The sequence below is a fragment of the uncultured Oribacterium sp. genome (assembly GCF_902481605.1).
GTDB lineage: Bacteria > Bacillota > Clostridia > Lachnospirales > Lachnospiraceae > Oribacterium > Oribacterium sinus.
Genome location: NZ_CABSXI010000010.1, coordinates 1 through 15,658 on the forward strand (window position 1 = coordinate 1; position 15,658 = coordinate 15,658).

The 15,658-nt window shown below is 45.1% G+C and carries 14 protein-coding genes; 3 read left to right on the forward strand and 11 right to left on the reverse strand.

Annotated features, from left to right (window positions below):
- Positions 1 to 378 precede the first annotated feature (378 nt).
- Entirely contained in the window at positions 379 to 1,926 is a 1,548-nt protein-coding gene (locus RDQ32_RS03100) for a carbon starvation CstA family protein (RefSeq protein WP_308579087.1), read from the reverse strand.
- A gap of 329 nt (positions 1,927 to 2,255) precedes the next feature.
- Between RDQ32_RS03100 and RDQ32_RS03105 the strand changes: the two genes are divergently transcribed.
- From RDQ32_RS03105 to RDQ32_RS03115, 3 genes are all read left to right on the forward strand, one after another.
- Positions 2,256 to 3,176, forward strand: coding sequence for an AAA family ATPase (locus RDQ32_RS03105; protein ID WP_183682637.1), 921 nt, complete (start codon positions 2,256 to 2,258; stop codon positions 3,174 to 3,176).
- Positions 3,173 to 4,879, forward strand: a complete 1,707-nt coding sequence (locus tag RDQ32_RS03110) for a hypothetical protein (RefSeq protein ID WP_308579088.1) — start codon at positions 3,173 to 3,175, stop codon at positions 4,877 to 4,879. Before RDQ32_RS03105 ends, RDQ32_RS03110 begins: the two co-directional genes overlap by 4 nt.
- Positions 4,880 to 5,042: 163 nt before the next feature.
- Positions 5,043 to 5,897 carry a DegV family protein gene (locus RDQ32_RS03115; protein ID WP_308579089.1) on the forward strand — a complete coding sequence of 285 codons (855 nt, stop codon included), beginning with the start codon at positions 5,043 to 5,045 and terminating at the stop codon, positions 5,895 to 5,897.
- 108 nt (positions 5,898 to 6,005) lie between these two features.
- Here RDQ32_RS03115 and RDQ32_RS03120 read toward each other — a convergent pair whose 3' ends face one another.
- The 10 genes from RDQ32_RS03120 to dxs form a co-directional block, all read right to left on the reverse strand.
- A complete protein-coding gene (locus RDQ32_RS03120; RefSeq protein WP_007156997.1) occupies positions 6,006 to 6,266 on the reverse strand; it encodes a Txe/YoeB family addiction module toxin in 261 nt (86 codons plus the stop codon).
- Positions 6,254 to 6,514 (reverse strand): type II toxin-antitoxin system Phd/YefM family antitoxin, encoded by a 261-nt coding sequence (locus tag RDQ32_RS03125; RefSeq protein WP_007156998.1) that lies wholly within the window; start codon positions 6,512 to 6,514, stop codon positions 6,254 to 6,256. The genes RDQ32_RS03120 and RDQ32_RS03125 overlap by 13 nt, the downstream gene beginning before the upstream one ends.
- A gap of 137 nt (positions 6,515 to 6,651) precedes the next feature.
- Positions 6,652 to 7,647 carry a peptidylprolyl isomerase gene (locus tag RDQ32_RS03130; protein ID WP_308579090.1) on the reverse strand — a complete coding sequence of 332 codons (996 nt, stop codon included), beginning with the start codon at positions 7,645 to 7,647 and terminating at the stop codon, positions 6,652 to 6,654.
- The gene (locus RDQ32_RS03135; RefSeq protein WP_007157000.1) at positions 7,625 to 8,095 is read right to left on the reverse strand and encodes a divergent PAP2 family protein; all 471 of its coding nucleotides are present in this window, start codon (positions 8,093 to 8,095) and stop codon (positions 7,625 to 7,627) included. The genes RDQ32_RS03130 and RDQ32_RS03135 overlap by 23 nt, the downstream gene beginning before the upstream one ends.
- Before the next feature lie 29 nt (positions 8,096 to 8,124).
- Positions 8,125 to 9,570: a glycogen synthase GlgA gene (gene glgA, locus RDQ32_RS03140; RefSeq protein ID WP_308579091.1), complete on the reverse strand. Its 1,446-nt coding sequence runs from the start codon at positions 9,568 to 9,570 to the stop codon at positions 8,125 to 8,127.
- Between the two features lie 156 nt (positions 9,571 to 9,726).
- A complete protein-coding gene (gene recN / locus RDQ32_RS03145; RefSeq protein WP_308579092.1) occupies positions 9,727 to 11,403 on the reverse strand; it encodes a DNA repair protein RecN in 1,677 nt (558 codons plus the stop codon).
- Positions 11,404 to 11,420: 17 nt separating this feature from the next.
- Positions 11,421 to 11,873: an arginine repressor gene (gene argR, locus RDQ32_RS03150; protein WP_007157004.1), complete on the reverse strand. Its 453-nt coding sequence runs from the start codon at positions 11,871 to 11,873 to the stop codon at positions 11,421 to 11,423.
- 12 nt (positions 11,874 to 11,885) lie between these two features.
- Positions 11,886 to 12,701 (reverse strand): NAD(+)/NADH kinase, encoded by an 816-nt coding sequence (locus RDQ32_RS03155; protein ID WP_183682620.1) that lies wholly within the window; start codon positions 12,699 to 12,701, stop codon positions 11,886 to 11,888.
- 137 nt (positions 12,702 to 12,838) lie between these two features.
- Positions 12,839 to 13,666 (reverse strand): TlyA family RNA methyltransferase, encoded by an 828-nt coding sequence (locus RDQ32_RS03160; protein WP_308579093.1) that lies wholly within the window; start codon positions 13,664 to 13,666, stop codon positions 12,839 to 12,841.
- Positions 13,667 to 13,776: 110 nt separating this feature from the next.
- Positions 13,777 to 15,648, reverse strand: a complete 1,872-nt coding sequence (dxs, locus tag RDQ32_RS03165) for a 1-deoxy-D-xylulose-5-phosphate synthase (protein WP_007157007.1) — start codon at positions 15,646 to 15,648, stop codon at positions 13,777 to 13,779.
- Between the last annotated feature and the right edge of the window lie 10 nt (positions 15,649 to 15,658).

A 15,658-nucleotide genomic window follows, 5' to 3' on the forward strand; every position in this document is an offset into this window, starting at 1 on the left:
TCTTCATTTTTCATTCTCCCTTACTAGGTAATTTTTTGTCCCATAGTAGCTACAACTCTCTTCCCTGATTTCTGCTATGGTACGAGTAGGCCGGACTAAATACAGGGAATCGTCTTCTCCCTCCGATTCCCATCCCGCCTACAGATGATTATTAAAATCCAAAGTAAATATACTCCATATCCTAAGAGAAAATCAATAAATGCTTAATTTTTAATTTATAAAAAATATATAAAAAAAGATTGACTGCCTCTTCCGAAGCAATCAATCTTTCAATTCATCCTTAAAACAATCTTTTACAGGCAAAGTTCACCTAATCAACCATGCCTTTTCAAAAGGACTTGCCTATTTCAAAGGCGAAACACTTTCAGCCATCACCCATTACTTTACGGTAGGCTCAGGAGTGGTGCCGCCCTTCTTCCCTCTAATGATTACAAGAACAAGGTAAATAACAGCCACAATTACACCGCCCACATAAGCGATTGGCCAGCTTAAACCAAAGCCCAGCTTTGCATTTAAGATATAGCTTGCGCAGATGAAGGTGTAGAAGGTACCGGGAAGCAGTGGCATCCATGCCCATTTTGCTTTTCCGTTAATCATGAGATAAATACCTGCCGCAGCCAAGGGGAATAATGCCATAGTCTGGTTAGACCATGCGAAGTATCTCCAAAGAATCTGGAAGCCCTTAGGATCTACCTTTGCCCAAACTAAGATTCCTGCTACCAGGATAAAGATTGGAATGGCAAGGCTTAATCTTCTGAAATTGTTATCCTGCTTAATGTGGAAGGTATCTGCAATGGTAAGACGTAATGCACGAAGTGCAGTATCTCCGGAGGTAATAGGAAGAATAATAATACCGATAAGTGCTATTGCTCCGCCAATAGGTCCTAAAGCTCTTCTACAAACTACACCGACTACAGAGGTTGGAGAAATAGCAACCAACTCTCCCGCCTTCTGAATCATGTACTGGAAGGTTCCTGCCTTCTCATTAAATACCATGCTGATTCCGCCCTGGTCTGCAGTGAACTGAATCAATGCCATTGTTCCTGCCGCCCATACCATGGCGATGAAGCCTTCTACAGCCATCATGTTATAGAAGGTCATTCTTCCGTCCTTCTCACTCTTAATGGTTCTTGCTACAAGAGCAGTCTGGGAAGAGTGGAATCCGGAAAGAATTCCGCAGGCTACGGTTACGAAGAAAATCGGGAAAAAGTTCTGTGTCCAGAAATAATCTCCATAGTTAAAGGAAGGAGTATTCCAGTTTCCGAAAATCTCTACTAATGGGTAATGGGAAATTACCATTACAGCAAATACACCTACTGCGGAGAATACCAGGATTGCACCGAAGATAGGATAGATTCTTCCGATAATCTTATCGATGGGGAATACAGTAGCAATTAAATAGTATGCGAAAATAATACCGTAGATAATCCAGGTGGAAGCCTCTGTAGGCGCACCGCTGAATCCGAATACCTGGGTTGCGGTAATGTCTCCGGGGGTGTAAATGAAAACGGTTCCTACCAAGAGTAAAAGCACGCATACAAACACATCATAAATCCAGAACACTGCCTTGTTGGTATAGCGTCTTACCATTTCCGGCATCTGGGCTCCGCCGTCACGAGTACAAATCATTCCCGCAAAGTAGTCATGTACCGCTCCGCCAATAACATTTCCGATAGGAATGGTAAGCAGTGCAATCGGTCCGAACAAAATACCCTGAATCGGTCCAAGAATAGGTCCTGTTCCGGCAATGTTCAGTAAGTTAATTAAAGCATTTTTCCAAGTAGGCATCGGAACATAATCCACACCATCCTGCTTGGCGTAAGCCGGTGTCTCTCTGTCGTCCGGCTGGAATACATGATCGCAAAGGCGACCCATAGCCATTCCGCCGACGATGAGAATCACAAGGCCGATCATAAAGGTAACCATAAGTAATCCTCCCCTTCTTTCCTCAATTTTGTGCAAAACTAAAAATACACCTTGTTCACAGAAATTTCAATATTTTATCCATTTATTTCAAAATCAATAAGTACTTTATTATAGTTTATTTGCCTAAATTTCCTTTCTATTGACGATAATCTGTTAAATAAATAGCAATTTTGTATTTTGTACACATACATTATCCTCTAAAATCAAAGGATAGTTTTTACATTTTTTTGTGCTATTCAAATAAAAGATTAGGAATTTTAAGATTTCTGTACTAAACTGCGGTAAAATAGCCGTCAGAAAGAATAATAAAAGTAGATAGGGGATAGAAAATGAAGGATATTTTGACATTTTTAGAAGAAGAAGGTATTTCGGAAAAGCTTTTAGAGGAGCTGCGCTCCTTCCGTTCCTTTTACAAGCTGGAAGAAGAGGACGAGAAGCGTTTGCCGAAAATGGAGTATTTGTACTACGGAAAGGAAATCTGGGAAGCCGCCATTGCCGCCCTGCTTTCCGGAGCGAACCTGCTTTTGGACGGTCCTAAGGCCACGGGCAAAAACGTTTTAGCCCAGGGACTGGCTCTGGCATTTTCCCGTCCTGAATGGGATATTTCCCTTTATGTCAATTCAGACGCCTCCTCCCTGGTGGGTAGCGATACCTTTTCCCAAGGAGAAGTGAAGCTTCGTAAGGGACCGATTCTGGAGTGTGCCCTTCGTGGGGGCTTCGGCATCTTAGACGAAATCAATATGGCGAAAAATGAATCCTTGGCGGTACTGCACGCTACCCTGGACTTCCGTCACAGCATCGACCTGCCGGGCTACGGCCAGTTCCCCCTGCATGAAGCTACCCGCTTTATCGGCACCATGAATTATGGTTATGCAGGAACCAGAGAGGTAAATGAGGCCTTAGCTTCCCGTTTTCTGGTGCTCCACATGCCGGTGATCAGCGCGGAGAATCTGGATAAGCTTTTAATGCACCAATTTCCGAACTTGTCGGAGGAATACAGAAAGCAGTTTGCCCTCCTTTTTTCTGAAATTCAGGAAAAGGTTTCCGGGGGTGAAATTTCCAGCAGGAGCTTGGACCTTAGAGGTTTAATTTCTTCTATTAAAGCAATGCAGAAGGGCTTATCCGTATCCAAGGCTTTGGAAATGGGACTGGTAAATAAGTCCTTTGACCTTTATGAAAGACAGTTGGTACAGGATTTACTGGATGCCAGAATTCCTAAAGAGCTTTCCGGAGAGCGTATTTTCCTATGATGCTGACAGAATTTGAAAAAAAACGGGCTGCCAATATGATTTGGAACGGTGCCCATAACTATAAGGTCTCTCCCGGCTACCGTATGTATGACTACGAAGGCAAGGCGGACCTGTATTGGAATACCATCATTGGTGCCAGCTATACTCATTTTGACTGGAAGAAATTAACGGCATTCTACAGCACCTTTCACGAAACTCTGGGGCAGGAAACCTACGAAACGCTCTTTTGGCTGGCTTTGGAAAATGCCACCTTCGAAAAGGAAAGTCCTCTAAGAGAAAGTCTGGCTCTCCTTCGTAGAGAATATTGCAAACGGAAGCTTCAGGAATTTATTCCCAGTATTGCGGAAAGCCGAGAAGGCTGGATCTTAGAAGGACATTATAAGACAGCCCTGGGAGAGGACTGCGGTCTACCGGATCTGGTGGATCGAAAGCTTCTAAAAGAAGTGGAAATTTCCGGGGAGCTGAATACTGAAGAATGGATTCAAAGTCTTTCCAAGACCTTACAAAAATATTTTACCTATCTCCCCGGTCTTCCGGCTGCCATGCAGAAGAAAAAGCGGGAATTCAAGATTCCCCATCTTTTCTTTTGGCTAAAGGATGAAAATGGAAGTTCCTCCGGAAGTCCAAAAAAGCTGGTTTTAGGACTTTTAGAGCGAAGCAAGGGAGGGGCGGACAGCCGGGATGTGGAAACTGCCTCCGAAAAATACCAAAAAATCACCGAGGAGGGCCTCCGAAAATACATTCAAAGTTATTTCGGACAGCCACTCTTTGATAAGAAAAAATCCGAAGCTATGGAAAAAGCCTGCTGCACCGGAAATCATCAGGGGGCAAGGCTGTATTTTACTAACGGCAAGGAGGAAGAAAATCTGAAGGGCTTCGCGGCGAAGATGCGAAAGGAAATGGAAGCCCAGCGAAAGAAAAATGAACAGGCCTATGAAAAAGAAGAAAGCTATAACCAGACGCAGATTTTCAGGCTAAGTCAGATGTTGAAAAATGCGCTTCTTAGCAGCTTGGAGCCAAGTCCTGTCCTTTCCAATCAGGGCAAATTGATTCCTTCTCTTTTGTGGAAGCCCCTATATCTAAAGGGCCACAATAAAATTTTCCAAAAGGAAATTGCAGACAGTCAAGGCTCTCTCACGGTGGATTTACTGCTGGATGCCTCTTCCTCCCAGATTCATCGGATGGAAACCGTATCCCAACAGGGCTACATTCTGGCAAAGGCTTTGGATAACTGTCAGATTCCGGTTCGGGTTTTCGGCTACTCCTCCATGAGCGGCTATACAGTTTTAAATCGATATCGGGACTATACGGAACGAAATAAGAACAAAGAAATTTTCCGTTACTTCACCACCGGAGCAAACCGGGACGGCCTGGCGCTTTCCGCCGTTTTGGAGCAGTTAAAGGAAAATACAGCCTCACATCGCCTGGTAATCTGGCTTACGGATTTAAGTCCCAACGACCTTTTGGAGGTAAAGAACAAGGCCAGAAACTATTCCGGAGATTTGGCCATCTCCGACATTCAGGAAATGGTGCATAAAGCCCATATGGAAGATATTTATGTACTACTGGCCTATACCGGAAAGGACAAGGACGTTCCCAATGCTCAGAAGATTTTCGGCAGAAATTTTGCGAAGGTCCAGTCCTTAGAGCATTTTTCCGAGTTGATGGGAAAAATGATTCAGGCGGAAATTCAAAGAATGTAAATAAAGTAAAGATTTTGCCAGTGGATAAAAGTAAAGATTTTGTCAGTAGATAAAAAACAAAACGAGAGTAATCAAAGGCCGGAATCAAGCTATACCTTGACAGTACTCCGCATTGTCCTATAATGGATGTAGTATTGAAAACTACTTAGAAAGGGAAAACCCTATGAAATATCAGATTATTTGTGACAGCTGTGGAGATTTCACACCGGAAATGAAGGCGGATCCTCATTTTCGTATGGTTCCTCTAAGCTTGGAAATCGGGGAATATAGGATCATGGATGATGAAGCTTTTGATCAGGCAGATTTCATCAAAAGAATGGCTGCATCCACCATCGGAGCGAAGACCGCCTGTCCTTCTCCGGAGGCCTTTCAGAAGGCCATTGAGGAATCCGATGCGGATGAGGTATATATTGTAACCCTTTCCGACCAGCTTTCCGGAACCTATCAGGCAGCCAAAATCGGCATTGATCTCTATACGGAGTCCCATGAAGATTCTCCCAAGAAGATTCATTTGTTTAACTCCAAGTCCGCTTCCGCCGGTGAGTGCAAGCTTTGCCTGGATATTCGAGAATGTAAGGAAGCCGGTCTCGGTTTTGTGGAAGTAGTAGATATTATCGAGAAAAAATGTAACGACATCGTAACGGTTTTCGTACTGGAGTCCCTGGAAACCTTACGGAAGAACGGTAGGCTTTCCGCCGTAAAATCCTTCTTGGCTTCCGCCTTAAACATTAAGCCCGTCATGGGGGCGGTAAACGGTATCATCGTGAAGCTAGATCAACAGCGTGGTATACAGAAGGCCTTAAAGAGAATGGTGCAGTTAGCTGTTGAGCGTGCCGGGGGCGCGGAAGCGGTAAAAGACAAACGACTGGTAATCACCCATGTCAATGCTCCGGAGCGGGCAGAACAGGTAAAAGAAGACTTCCTGAAGGAAGGAAGCTATAAAGAAATTGTGGTGACCAATGCCGCCGGTGTAGCCACCATTTATGCTAACGATCAGGGAATTGTTGCTGCACTATAAGTAAAAGCTTTGGAAAACACAACGATTATTTAACATTCATAGTATAGGTACAAGCAATATAGTTCTCATGGAGTATGATTAAATCGCTCCATGAGAACTATTTTCCTTTTATATTGTTTCATAATGAGACCACATCGATAGTATTTTAACCACGTTGTTTTCATTATCAACATTATAGACAATTCTATGTTTTATATTTACTCTCTTTGAAAATGTAGGAATTGGATATCCCAGTAATTTTTCAGTAGGTGGCTGATAAGGATTTTGCTCCAACTCGTCTAAAATTTTTTCAAAAATATCCTTTAAATTTGACTGGAGTGCTTTTTTATAGTCCTTTGATGCTTGTTTAGTAAACTTTAGCTCATACATTGTTTTCTAAGCTCCTCACGGGACAAACATTCGTCGATTGGCTCATTGATTCCTTCTAATATTTTTTCTTTTAAATTGGGAATGCTCTCGATATAAAGAGATTCCTTTAAGCTATTCAGGTAACTCTCCGAAACCACAAAGAAATTCTCTCCCTCATCTCTTGTTACTGCTATCTCACGATTTGTATCTAAGGACTTAATATAGTCATCGAAATTATTTTTGAATTTTTTTTCACTTGTGATAATCATATTTTTCTCCTCTAGCTTTATTTAATTATTTTTCGTCTCCTTAAGGCTATCACTATTCTTATCCCTTGAAAAGTCGCAAAAATATATTTTCATACTATAAGTCTCAAATATTTTTATTTGAGTAAGTAACCCATCCATTACTTCGCCTCCGCCACCTTCTCCTGATAGTAGGAAAAGAAGTAATCCGCAGTGCTTCCCTCATGACTATGAAGGTCGATTTCCTTCCAGAAGGGTTCCCGGAAGCGGACAATATGCTCTTTTTGATAGGCCTCGTAGCTTTCCTGAAAATGCAGGGAGCGAATAGCGGTTTCCAACCTCTCCTTTCGTTCCTTGGTCGCTTCCTCATCATAGGAGCTTAGACATTTTAAAATGTAGTACTTTCCATCCTGAGAAAATACCGAGGAAATCTCATTGTCCTCTAAGGAAAAGGCCACCTTCGCGTATTCATCCTCCCTTTCTCCAAAGGCCAAGTTCTTCTGCAATTCCGGATCCTCGGAATACTGCCTGGCATAATAGGAGAAATTGGCTCCGGCAAGCTTTACCTTTTCTTCCAGCTCCTTCGCCAGGTTTTCATCCTGTACCACAATCTGTTCCACAGAAATCACCTTGGCTTCCGCCGCACTTAATTCCGTATCCACGTTGGCCAAAAGGGACTTTGCCGTCTTTTCCGCCACAAAGTAGGCCACATACATATCCACCACGTCCTTCAGACTGCAGTTTCCAAAAAAGGCCTTGTCCTCTTCGCTGAGACTTTGGTAAAAGGCATTGGCCGCAGTTCTAATGCTTTCCATCTCCGTGCCGTTGGCAATAATTCCCTTTTCCTCCGCCATTAGATTCAAAGTACGGATATCCTGCAGAAACTCCTTGGTTTTTGCCAAGAAATATTCTCCGTAAGTTTTTTCCACCTGTCCGGCTACAGGGAGATCCCAAACTTCCTTCCCCATCACATTTTGAATCCGATTTCGCTCAGAACCCACCACAATCATAGCCTGTGCCTCAGTATAACCGGGGATATTCTCCGTTTTTCCGCTGATGGCAATTCCTTTACAGGAGCTTAGAAGAAAAAGCAGGGAAAGGATAAGGCAGAAAAACCGCCTTATCCTTTTCTTCTTATCCAAAATAGCCATAGACATACCCCATTCCTACTGCAATAGCAAGACCCAAAATGGCTCCCATTAAAACCTGCAGGGGACTATGCCCCACATATTCCTTTAGCTTTTTTTCAAATTCCTTACCGGTCCAGGCAAAGGGATTATCCAGTAAGAGACGATTCAAAATCACTGCCTGCTTTCCGGTTTCCCTTCTGACTCCGGTGGCATCATACATTACCACAACAGCAAAAACCAGAGCCACCGCAAAAATAGCACTATCCACCCCGTATGAAATCCCGGCCGCCGTGGCTAAAGCCACCACTGTAGAGGAATGGCTGGAGGGCATTCCTCCCGAACCGGTCATTCTCTCCCAATTTATTCCCTTATTAAAATAAGCATCAATCGCTGTCTTACAAACCTGGGCAACAAACCAGGATAGCAGAGCTGAGATCAATAAATAATTGTCTAAAAGTTGCTCTTGAAACGTCATGCCTTTTCTATGTTTCCTTTCTTCGGCTTTTATCTTTCCACCAGCCAGTCATAAAGCTCCTGATACTGAAGAGCGGAACTCTTCCAAGAATAATCCTGTTCCATGCCCCTGGCAATCATTTCCTCCCAGGCCTCCCGATGGTCATAATACACCTGCTCCGCATAACGGATGCCGGCCATCATTTCATGGGCATTGTAATTGGCAAAGGAGAAGCCTGTTCCCTTTCCTTCATATTCGTTGTAGGGCTCTACCGTATCCTTCAAGCCTCCGGTTTCCCGGACAATGGGAACTGTGCCGTAGCGAAGGGCAATCAACTGGGAAAGACCGCAGGGCTCAAAGAGAGATGGCATCAGCAGGGCATCACAGCCTGCATAGATTTTATGGCTCTTCTCTTCAGAATAGTAAATCTGGGCAGAAACCCTCTGAGGATACTTCCAAGCATAGTGCCGGAAGAAATTCTCATAGCCATCCTCCCCTGTACCCAAAACCACAAACTGAATCTTATCCTGACAGATTTCATCAAAGACTCTTACCAGAAGATCCAAGCCCTTTTGATCCGTAAGACGACTAACCATACCGATCAGCATACAATTCGGATCCACCTCTAAGCCCAGCTCCTCCTGTAAGGCTTTCTTCACCTCCGGCTTTCCCGTCCGGAAGGAGGCAGAATCATAACTGGCGGGAAGGAAGGGATCCCTCTTGGGATTCCACTCCTCGTAGTCAATTCCGTTTACGATTCCCCGAAGGTCATGGTCTCTGGCCTGTAAAAGACCTTCCAGCCCCTCCCCGAAGAAGGGATACTGAATCTCCCTGGCATAGGTTTTGCTGACCGTGGTAATGGCATCCGCATAAACCAAACCGCCCTTTAAAAGATTTCCATTTTTCTCACACTCCAGCTTATCCGGAGTGAAATAATAATCCGACAGCTCCGTAAAGCGTTTAATGGTCTTGATATCCCACACGCCTTGGAAGCGAAGATTGTGAATGGTAAATACGGAACGAATGGAACGGAAAAATTCACTTCCCGCAAAACGATCCTTTAATAAAACCGGTGCCAATCCGGTCTGCCAGTCATGACAATGCAGCACATCCGGATGAAAATCCAAAAGAGGAAGGGCTGATAAAGCCGCATAACAGAAGAAACAGAATTTCTCCAAGTCCCAGTACCAGTTTCCATAGGGTTTGTTTCCGGAAAAATAATATTCATTGTCAATAAAGTAGTAGAGAATCCCGTCTACTTCCTGTTCTAAGACACCTACGTAACGGGACTGTCCTAAATAGTCCATATAGAAGTGGGTCTTGTATTTCAGTTCATTCCTTTTCTCTTCAGGAATACACATGTATTTGGGAATCATCACCCTACAATCAAAGTAATTGGAATCCAGAGCTTTGGGTAAAGAACCGCACACATCCGCCAAACCTCCTGTTTTGATAAAGGGAACTGCCTCTGATGCAAGAAATAAAATGTTTTTCATCCTATCCTCCTTCCTAAATATCACATGCTTTTCCGTAAATCCTAAACTGCTTATCCTTCCGTAGAAGCTGCTTATATTTGCTTTTTCTGTCATTTCGAAACAAAGTAGATCTCTATGAAGCTTTTGATGCGAAAGCTTAGACACTTCTTCCTTATTCTATGCATTTGAAGCCTTAGTCTTCTTTGCCTTGGACTTTGCCTTCAGCTCTCTTGCATTTTCCAAGGAAGCCTCCGAAATCTCATCTCCACCAAGAAGCCTTGCCAGCTCTTCTATGGATTCCTTCTCCTCCAAGGGATGAATCCCTGTGTGGGTGACTCCATTCTCCACCGTCTTTTCAATGAGAAAATGATGGTCTGCCTTTGCCGCAATCTGGGGCAGGTGGGTAATCAAAATCACCTGATGATTCTTCGCAATCTTCTGAAGCTTTTCTCCCACCTTCTCCGCGGTTCTTCCGGAAATTCCGCTGTCAATCTCATCAAAAATTAATGTAGAAACACCCTCCGTATCCGCCAGTACCGTCTTAATAGACAGCATAATTCGAGAAAGCTCTCCTCCTGAGCCTACCTCCCGAAGAGGGCGAAGAGGCTCTCCCGGATTCAGACTCACATAGGCCTCCACCTCATCCAGGCCCTTTTCCGTCGGCTCCTTCTTTTCCTGAAAATGAAATTCGAACTTGGTGTCCAGGAAGCCCATTTCCTGCATTTCCCCTTGGATTTGCTTGGCTAATACCTTGGCATCCTCCTGCCGTTCCTTGGAAAGCAGCACTGCCTTCTCTCGTAGGAGCTTTTCCTGTTCCACTATGGCCTTCTTTGCCTTCTCTTCGTCCTTCTCATAGTCTAAAAGAAAAGTTCTTCTTTCCTCTTTCTTGGCCAATGCAGCCAGAGCCTTAGCTTCCGTGCCTCCATGCTTCATCATGACTCTGCGAATCTGTTCCAGCCGTTCTCCCAAGGTAAAGAGCTTTTCCTCATCCACCTCCGCATGGTCCAGATAATGGTCTAAAGAGCGGAGACAATCCTCTCCCACCGCCTCCAAATCATAAAGGCTGTCGGAAAGCCCCTTTAAGCTTTCATCAAAATCCTTGGCCTCTTCCACCGCCTGAATGGGACGGTGAAAATCCATTTCCTCCAGACTTTCCTTTGCGGAAAGAAGCAGGCTCTTCAGCCTGTCCATATTTTCATAAAGGCTGTATTCCTTAGTAAGTTCTACCTCTTCCCCCTCGGAAAGATGGGCATCCGCAAGCTCCTGAATCTCAAAATCCAGAAAATCCAGCTCCCTTGTTCTTTCCTCTTCCTTTAAGGAAAATTTCTGCAAGGCTCTCTTTTTTTCCTGTAGCAAATGGTAAGCATTCGCCACTTCCTCTAAAAGCTTCCCCCCCTGCTTTTTCCGAAAGCCGTCGATAATCTCTAAATGAGAGCCTTCCCGAAGCAGGCTTTGATGCTCATGCTGTCCGTGCAAATCTAAAAGACCGCCGGTAATTTCCCGAAGCTTAGCCAGGGTAAGCCCTAAATCATTGACCCGGATATCGGACTTCTTTTCAGAAATCTTCCTGCGAATCAAGAGTCTTTCCTCTTCCAGCTCTAAATCCTCTTCTAAAGCTTGAATCCGGCGCACTTCCTCCTCCGTTAAGGAGAAGTCCAGCTCCACAATGGCCTGTTCCTTTCCATGACGAATCAGGTCTTTATTGGCCTTTTGCCCCAGAGCCAGCTGAATGGAACCAAGCAAAATAGACTTTCCTGCTCCGGTTTCTCCGGTTAAGACATTTAAGCCGTCGGAAAACTCTACAACGGATTTTTCTATCAAAGCCAAATCTTTTACCAGCAGTCGATCCAGCATGCCTTCCTCCTTATTTGCTAGCCTCTCATCAGGCTTTCAATACTATCCTTTAAAGCCTGACTATCCTTCTCACCGGAAGTTACACAAAAGATGGTATCATCTCCCGCAAGACTTCCCACGATCTCCGAAAAATGATGCTGGTCAATGGCCATAGCCACTCCATTTGCCATACCGGAAAGGGTTTTGATGACCAAAATATTACCTGCCACCGCCATGGATACCGTGCCATCCCGCATAACCCGGACAAATTTCTCCAAATCTCTCTCCGGAGACTCCTTTAAAAGGCTCTGGTAAACCATCTTGCCGTGTTTTTGCATTTTCGTAAGCTGCAAAGACTTAATGTCCCGAGAAACGGTAGCTTGGGTTACAGAGTATCCCTCCAACTGTAACTGCTTAGCCAGCTCCTCCTGGGTTTCAATATCCTGTTCTTCGATTAAAGAAAGAATTCTATCCTGTCTTGTCTTTTTCATCAAAAACCTCTCTTATAAGTTTGCCATCTTCTCTCGCAAAGTATGAAGAAAACTTTCCTTGGAAAATTTAATCAAAACCGTTTCTTCCTTGGCCTTCCTGATTCGTACCACATCTCCGGCCAAAAGTTCGATAGGAGCCTCTCCGTCAAAGGACAGTACCTGATCTCCCCCCTCCATCACAATCTCCAGGGTTCTCCGATTATCCAAAACCACCGCTCTGGCATTTAAGGAATGGGCGCAGATAGGATTCATGATATATACCGGCGCTTCCGGGGAAATGATGGGGCCTCCCGCAGAAAGATTATAGGCGGTGGAACCTGTAGGCGTGGAAATGATGATTCCGTCTGCGGAATAGTGAACCATTTCCATCCCGTCGCAAAAGACCTGAAAATGATGTATGGACACCCCTCGCACTCTGGAGAGTAAAAGCTCATTCAAGGCAGACCTTGAAAATATCTCCTTTCCCTGTCGGAAAATGCTGCCGGAAAGCATAGCTCTTCGATCCTCCACATAATCCCCGGCCACAAGCCGTTCTATAGCTTCCGCAATTCTTCTTCTCTGGCGAATTTCCGTAAGGTAACCAAGATGTCCCGCATTGATTCCTAAAATCGGAACCGGCATTCCCTGTAAAACTCCGGTGGTATGGAGAATAGTGCCGTCTCCTCCCAAGGTAATCAGGCAATCCATCCCCACAAAATCCTCTCTGGAAAAATCCTTATTCAAAAAAATCTTGGGACGAATGCCTTTCTTCGCTAATTCTTCTTCTATGATTTTCTGGAAGCTCTCTGCCTCTGGCTTTGTTTGATTCACAATGAGTGCCAAATTCATGTATTTCTTTCCTCTCTAGTATAGCATATCTTCCTCTAGCTTGCTTAAACTATAAGTCTTGCGATGAATTTTATTTTAGCTTTAATTCCTGCAATGAATTTTATTTTAGCTTTAATTCTTGCTGTCAACTTGCTTAACTATAAGTCCCGGTGGGAATCTTCCGTAATACGCATAAGCTCGGCTTCCCAAGCTTCCGATAATGCCTCTTCGGCATTTCCCCTATCCTCTAAAAAGCAGAGGTACTCAATATTTCCCTCCGGTCCCTTAATAGGCGAAAAATCCAAGCCCTGTACCGAAAAGCCGATGGAAGAAGCAAAGGACAGTACCTTTCGAATCACTTCCTGATGCACGGCAATGTCCCGTACCACGCCCTTTTTTCCTACCTGTTCTCTTCCTGCCTCAAACTGGGGCTTAATCAGGCAAACCACCTGAGAAGGAAGCTTTCCCAGCTTCTTCACCACAGGAAGCACCAAGGTTAAGCTGATAAAGGAAACGTCAATGGAAAAGAAGGAGGGCTTTTCTCCCAGCGCTAAAATGTCCTCTTCCTCCACATAGCGAATATTACACTTCTCCATGGAATGCACTCTTTCATCATTTCGCAACTTCCAATCCAACTGTCCGTGGCCTACATCTACGGCATAAACCTCCACCGCTCCGTTTTGCAGCATGCAATCCGTAAAACCTCCGGTGGAAGCACCGATATCCATACAAACTCTATTCTCCAAAGAAATCGGGAAAGATTTTAGAGCCTTCTCTAATTTTAAGCCCCCTCTGGACACATAGGGAAGAGCCTTTCCCTTCACAAGAATCTCCGCATCCTCCGGAAAGCTGCTACCGGCCTTATCTTCCTTTTCCCCATTTACAAAGACCAGCCCTGCCATAATGGCCCGCTTAGCCTTTTCCCGGCTTTCCATAAGCCCTCTTTCCACTAAAAGAACATCCAGCCGTTCCTTCTTTCCAGCCATGCTTTATCCTTTCTTAGATTCCAAGTTATTATTTATCCCATCAAGCCTTCCCGGAAGACTACGCCGGTAGCCTCCTAAGAGAAGTTACGGAAGACTACGGAAATTCCCCTTTAGTCTTTAAAAATCCCCTTCTCCTGCATTTTCCTGATAATGTTGTCGGAGTCAATGCCTAAGATTTCCCTAAGAGCGGAAACGCTTCCGTGCTCCACATAGGCATCCGGAAGAGCCACTGTTTCCACCCTTATCTCCGGATGGCAGGCATTCATATATTCCAGGACAGCCTCACCGAAGCCGCCGTTTCGCACATTTTCCTCTAAAGTAATGATGCTGTGATGTCCCTCTTCCACAAGCCTGTCCAAAATCTCTGTATCAATAGGCTTGGCAAAGCGGGCATTCACAAGCGTTAAGTTGTATCCCTTCTTCTCCATCTTTTCCGCAATATGGGCTCCTGTAGACACCATGGAGCCAAGAGCCAAAAGGGCAGTGCCCTCTCCCTTTTTCAAAATCTCCGCTTTCCCCAAAAGGATTTCCTCCTGCTGCTCAGAAAAGCCCTGATAAGCCTCCCCTCTTGGATAGCGAAGACAGATCGGGCCGGAAAAGGCTAAGGCAAAACGGAGCATTTCCTGTAACTCCCGAGCATTTTTCGGTGCCATCACCGTCATGTTGGGCATGAGGCGAAGGTAAGACAGATCAAAAATCCCTTGATGAGTTTCTCCGTCCGCCCCAACCAGTCCCGCCCGGTCAACGGCGAAAACCACCGGCAGTTTTTGCAGGCAAACATCATGCACCAGCTGATCAAAGCCTCTTTGCAAAAAGCTGGAATATACCGCCATCACCGGCTTTAAGCCCATGCTGGCCATCCCTGCCGCAGAGGTTACACCGTGGGCTTCCGCAATCCCCACATCAAAGAAGCGTCTGGGGAAGGCCTTTTCAAAGGCATCCAATCCGGTGCCGTCCGGCATAGCCGCGGTAATGGCTACAATATTCCGATTCTTCCGGCCCTCTTCCACCATGGTCTGAGAAAAAATCTTGGTATAGCTAAGTCCTGTACTTTCCGCCTTGTCCTTTCCGGTGGACAGATGGAAGGGGCTTACCCCATGGTAATGGCTGGGGGACTGCTCCGCCGGTACATAGCCCTTTCCCTTTTTGGTGACCACATGAATCAACACCGCATGATCCACCCTTTTCGCTTCCTGTAACACCGTTTCCAAGGCCTTAATATCATGTCCGTCCACAGGACCCAGATAGGTGATGCCCATGTTTTCAAAAAACATGCCCCGGACAAAAAGCTGTTTAATAGAATTTTTGGTATTTTTCAAACGATCCACAAGACTTGGCCCAAGGATAGGCACCCTGGAAAGCCCTGCCGCAAAATTCTCTTTGAAATGGGTGTAATTCTCATGGGAACGAATGCCGTTTAGATAGGTGGAAATCCCCCCCACATTCTTGGCGATAGACATTTCGTTATCGTTTAAAATGATAATGAAGTTCTTCTTCATTTTCGAAGCATTGTTTAAAGCCTCATAGGCCATGCCTCCGGTGAGGGCTCCATCACCAATGACCGCCACCACCGTTTCCTTTCCTCCCAAAATATCCCTAGCCTGGGCTATCCCCAGAGCTGCGGAAATGGAGGTGGAGCTGTGGCCGGTATTAAAGCAATCATAGGGACTTTCCTCTCGTTTAGGGAAACCGCTGATTCCTCCCAGCTGTCGAAGCCCGTCAAAGTCATCCTTTCTTCCGGAAAGAATCTTGTGGGTATAGCACTGGTGTCCCACGTCCCACACCAGCTTATCCTGTGGCAGATTTAAGCTATGAAAAAGAGCAATGGTAAGCTCCACCACCCCCAGATTGGAGGCCAAGTGGCCACCATGCATGGAGGTTTTTTCCAAAATAAAGCGTCTCAGCTCCTTAGCCAAGGTCTTTTGTTCGGAAAGGGACAGACGTTTTATATCCTCCGCCCCATGTATTGACTCTAATATCATGAAAAATCTC

Coding starts and splice junctions, on each gene's coding strand:
- RDQ32_RS03100 (WP_308579087.1), bottom strand. CDS start 1,926: ATGGTTACCTTTATGATCGGCCTTGTGATTCTCATCGTCGGCGGAATG.
- RDQ32_RS03105 (WP_183682637.1), top strand. CDS start 2,256: ATGAAGGATATTTTGACATTTTTAGAAGAAGAAGGTATTTCGGAAAAG.
- RDQ32_RS03110 (WP_308579088.1), top strand. CDS start 3,173: ATGATGCTGACAGAATTTGAAAAAAAACGGGCTGCCAATATGATTTGG.
- RDQ32_RS03115 (WP_308579089.1), top strand. CDS start 5,043: ATGAAATATCAGATTATTTGTGACAGCTGTGGAGATTTCACACCGGAA.
- RDQ32_RS03120 (WP_007156997.1), bottom strand. CDS start 6,266: ATGTATGAGCTAAAGTTTACTAAACAAGCATCAAAGGACTATAAAAAA.
- RDQ32_RS03125 (WP_007156998.1), bottom strand. CDS start 6,514: ATGATTATCACAAGTGAAAAAAAATTCAAAAATAATTTCGATGACTAT.
- RDQ32_RS03130 (WP_308579090.1), bottom strand. CDS start 7,647: ATGTCTATGGCTATTTTGGATAAGAAGAAAAGGATAAGGCGGTTTTTC.
- RDQ32_RS03135 (WP_007157000.1), bottom strand. CDS start 8,095: ATGACGTTTCAAGAGCAACTTTTAGACAATTATTTATTGATCTCAGCT.
- glgA (WP_308579091.1), bottom strand. CDS start 9,570: ATGAAAAACATTTTATTTCTTGCATCAGAGGCAGTTCCCTTTATCAAA.
- recN (WP_308579092.1), bottom strand. CDS start 11,403: ATGCTGGATCGACTGCTGGTAAAAGATTTGGCTTTGATAGAAAAATCC.
- argR (WP_007157004.1), bottom strand. CDS start 11,873: ATGAAAAAGACAAGACAGGATAGAATTCTTTCTTTAATCGAAGAACAG.
- RDQ32_RS03155 (WP_183682620.1), bottom strand. CDS start 12,701: ATGAATTTGGCACTCATTGTGAATCAAACAAAGCCAGAGGCAGAGAGC.
- RDQ32_RS03160 (WP_308579093.1), bottom strand. CDS start 13,666: ATGGCTGGAAAGAAGGAACGGCTGGATGTTCTTTTAGTGGAAAGAGGG.
- dxs (WP_007157007.1), bottom strand. CDS start 15,648: ATGATATTAGAGTCAATACATGGGGCGGAGGATATAAAACGTCTGTCC.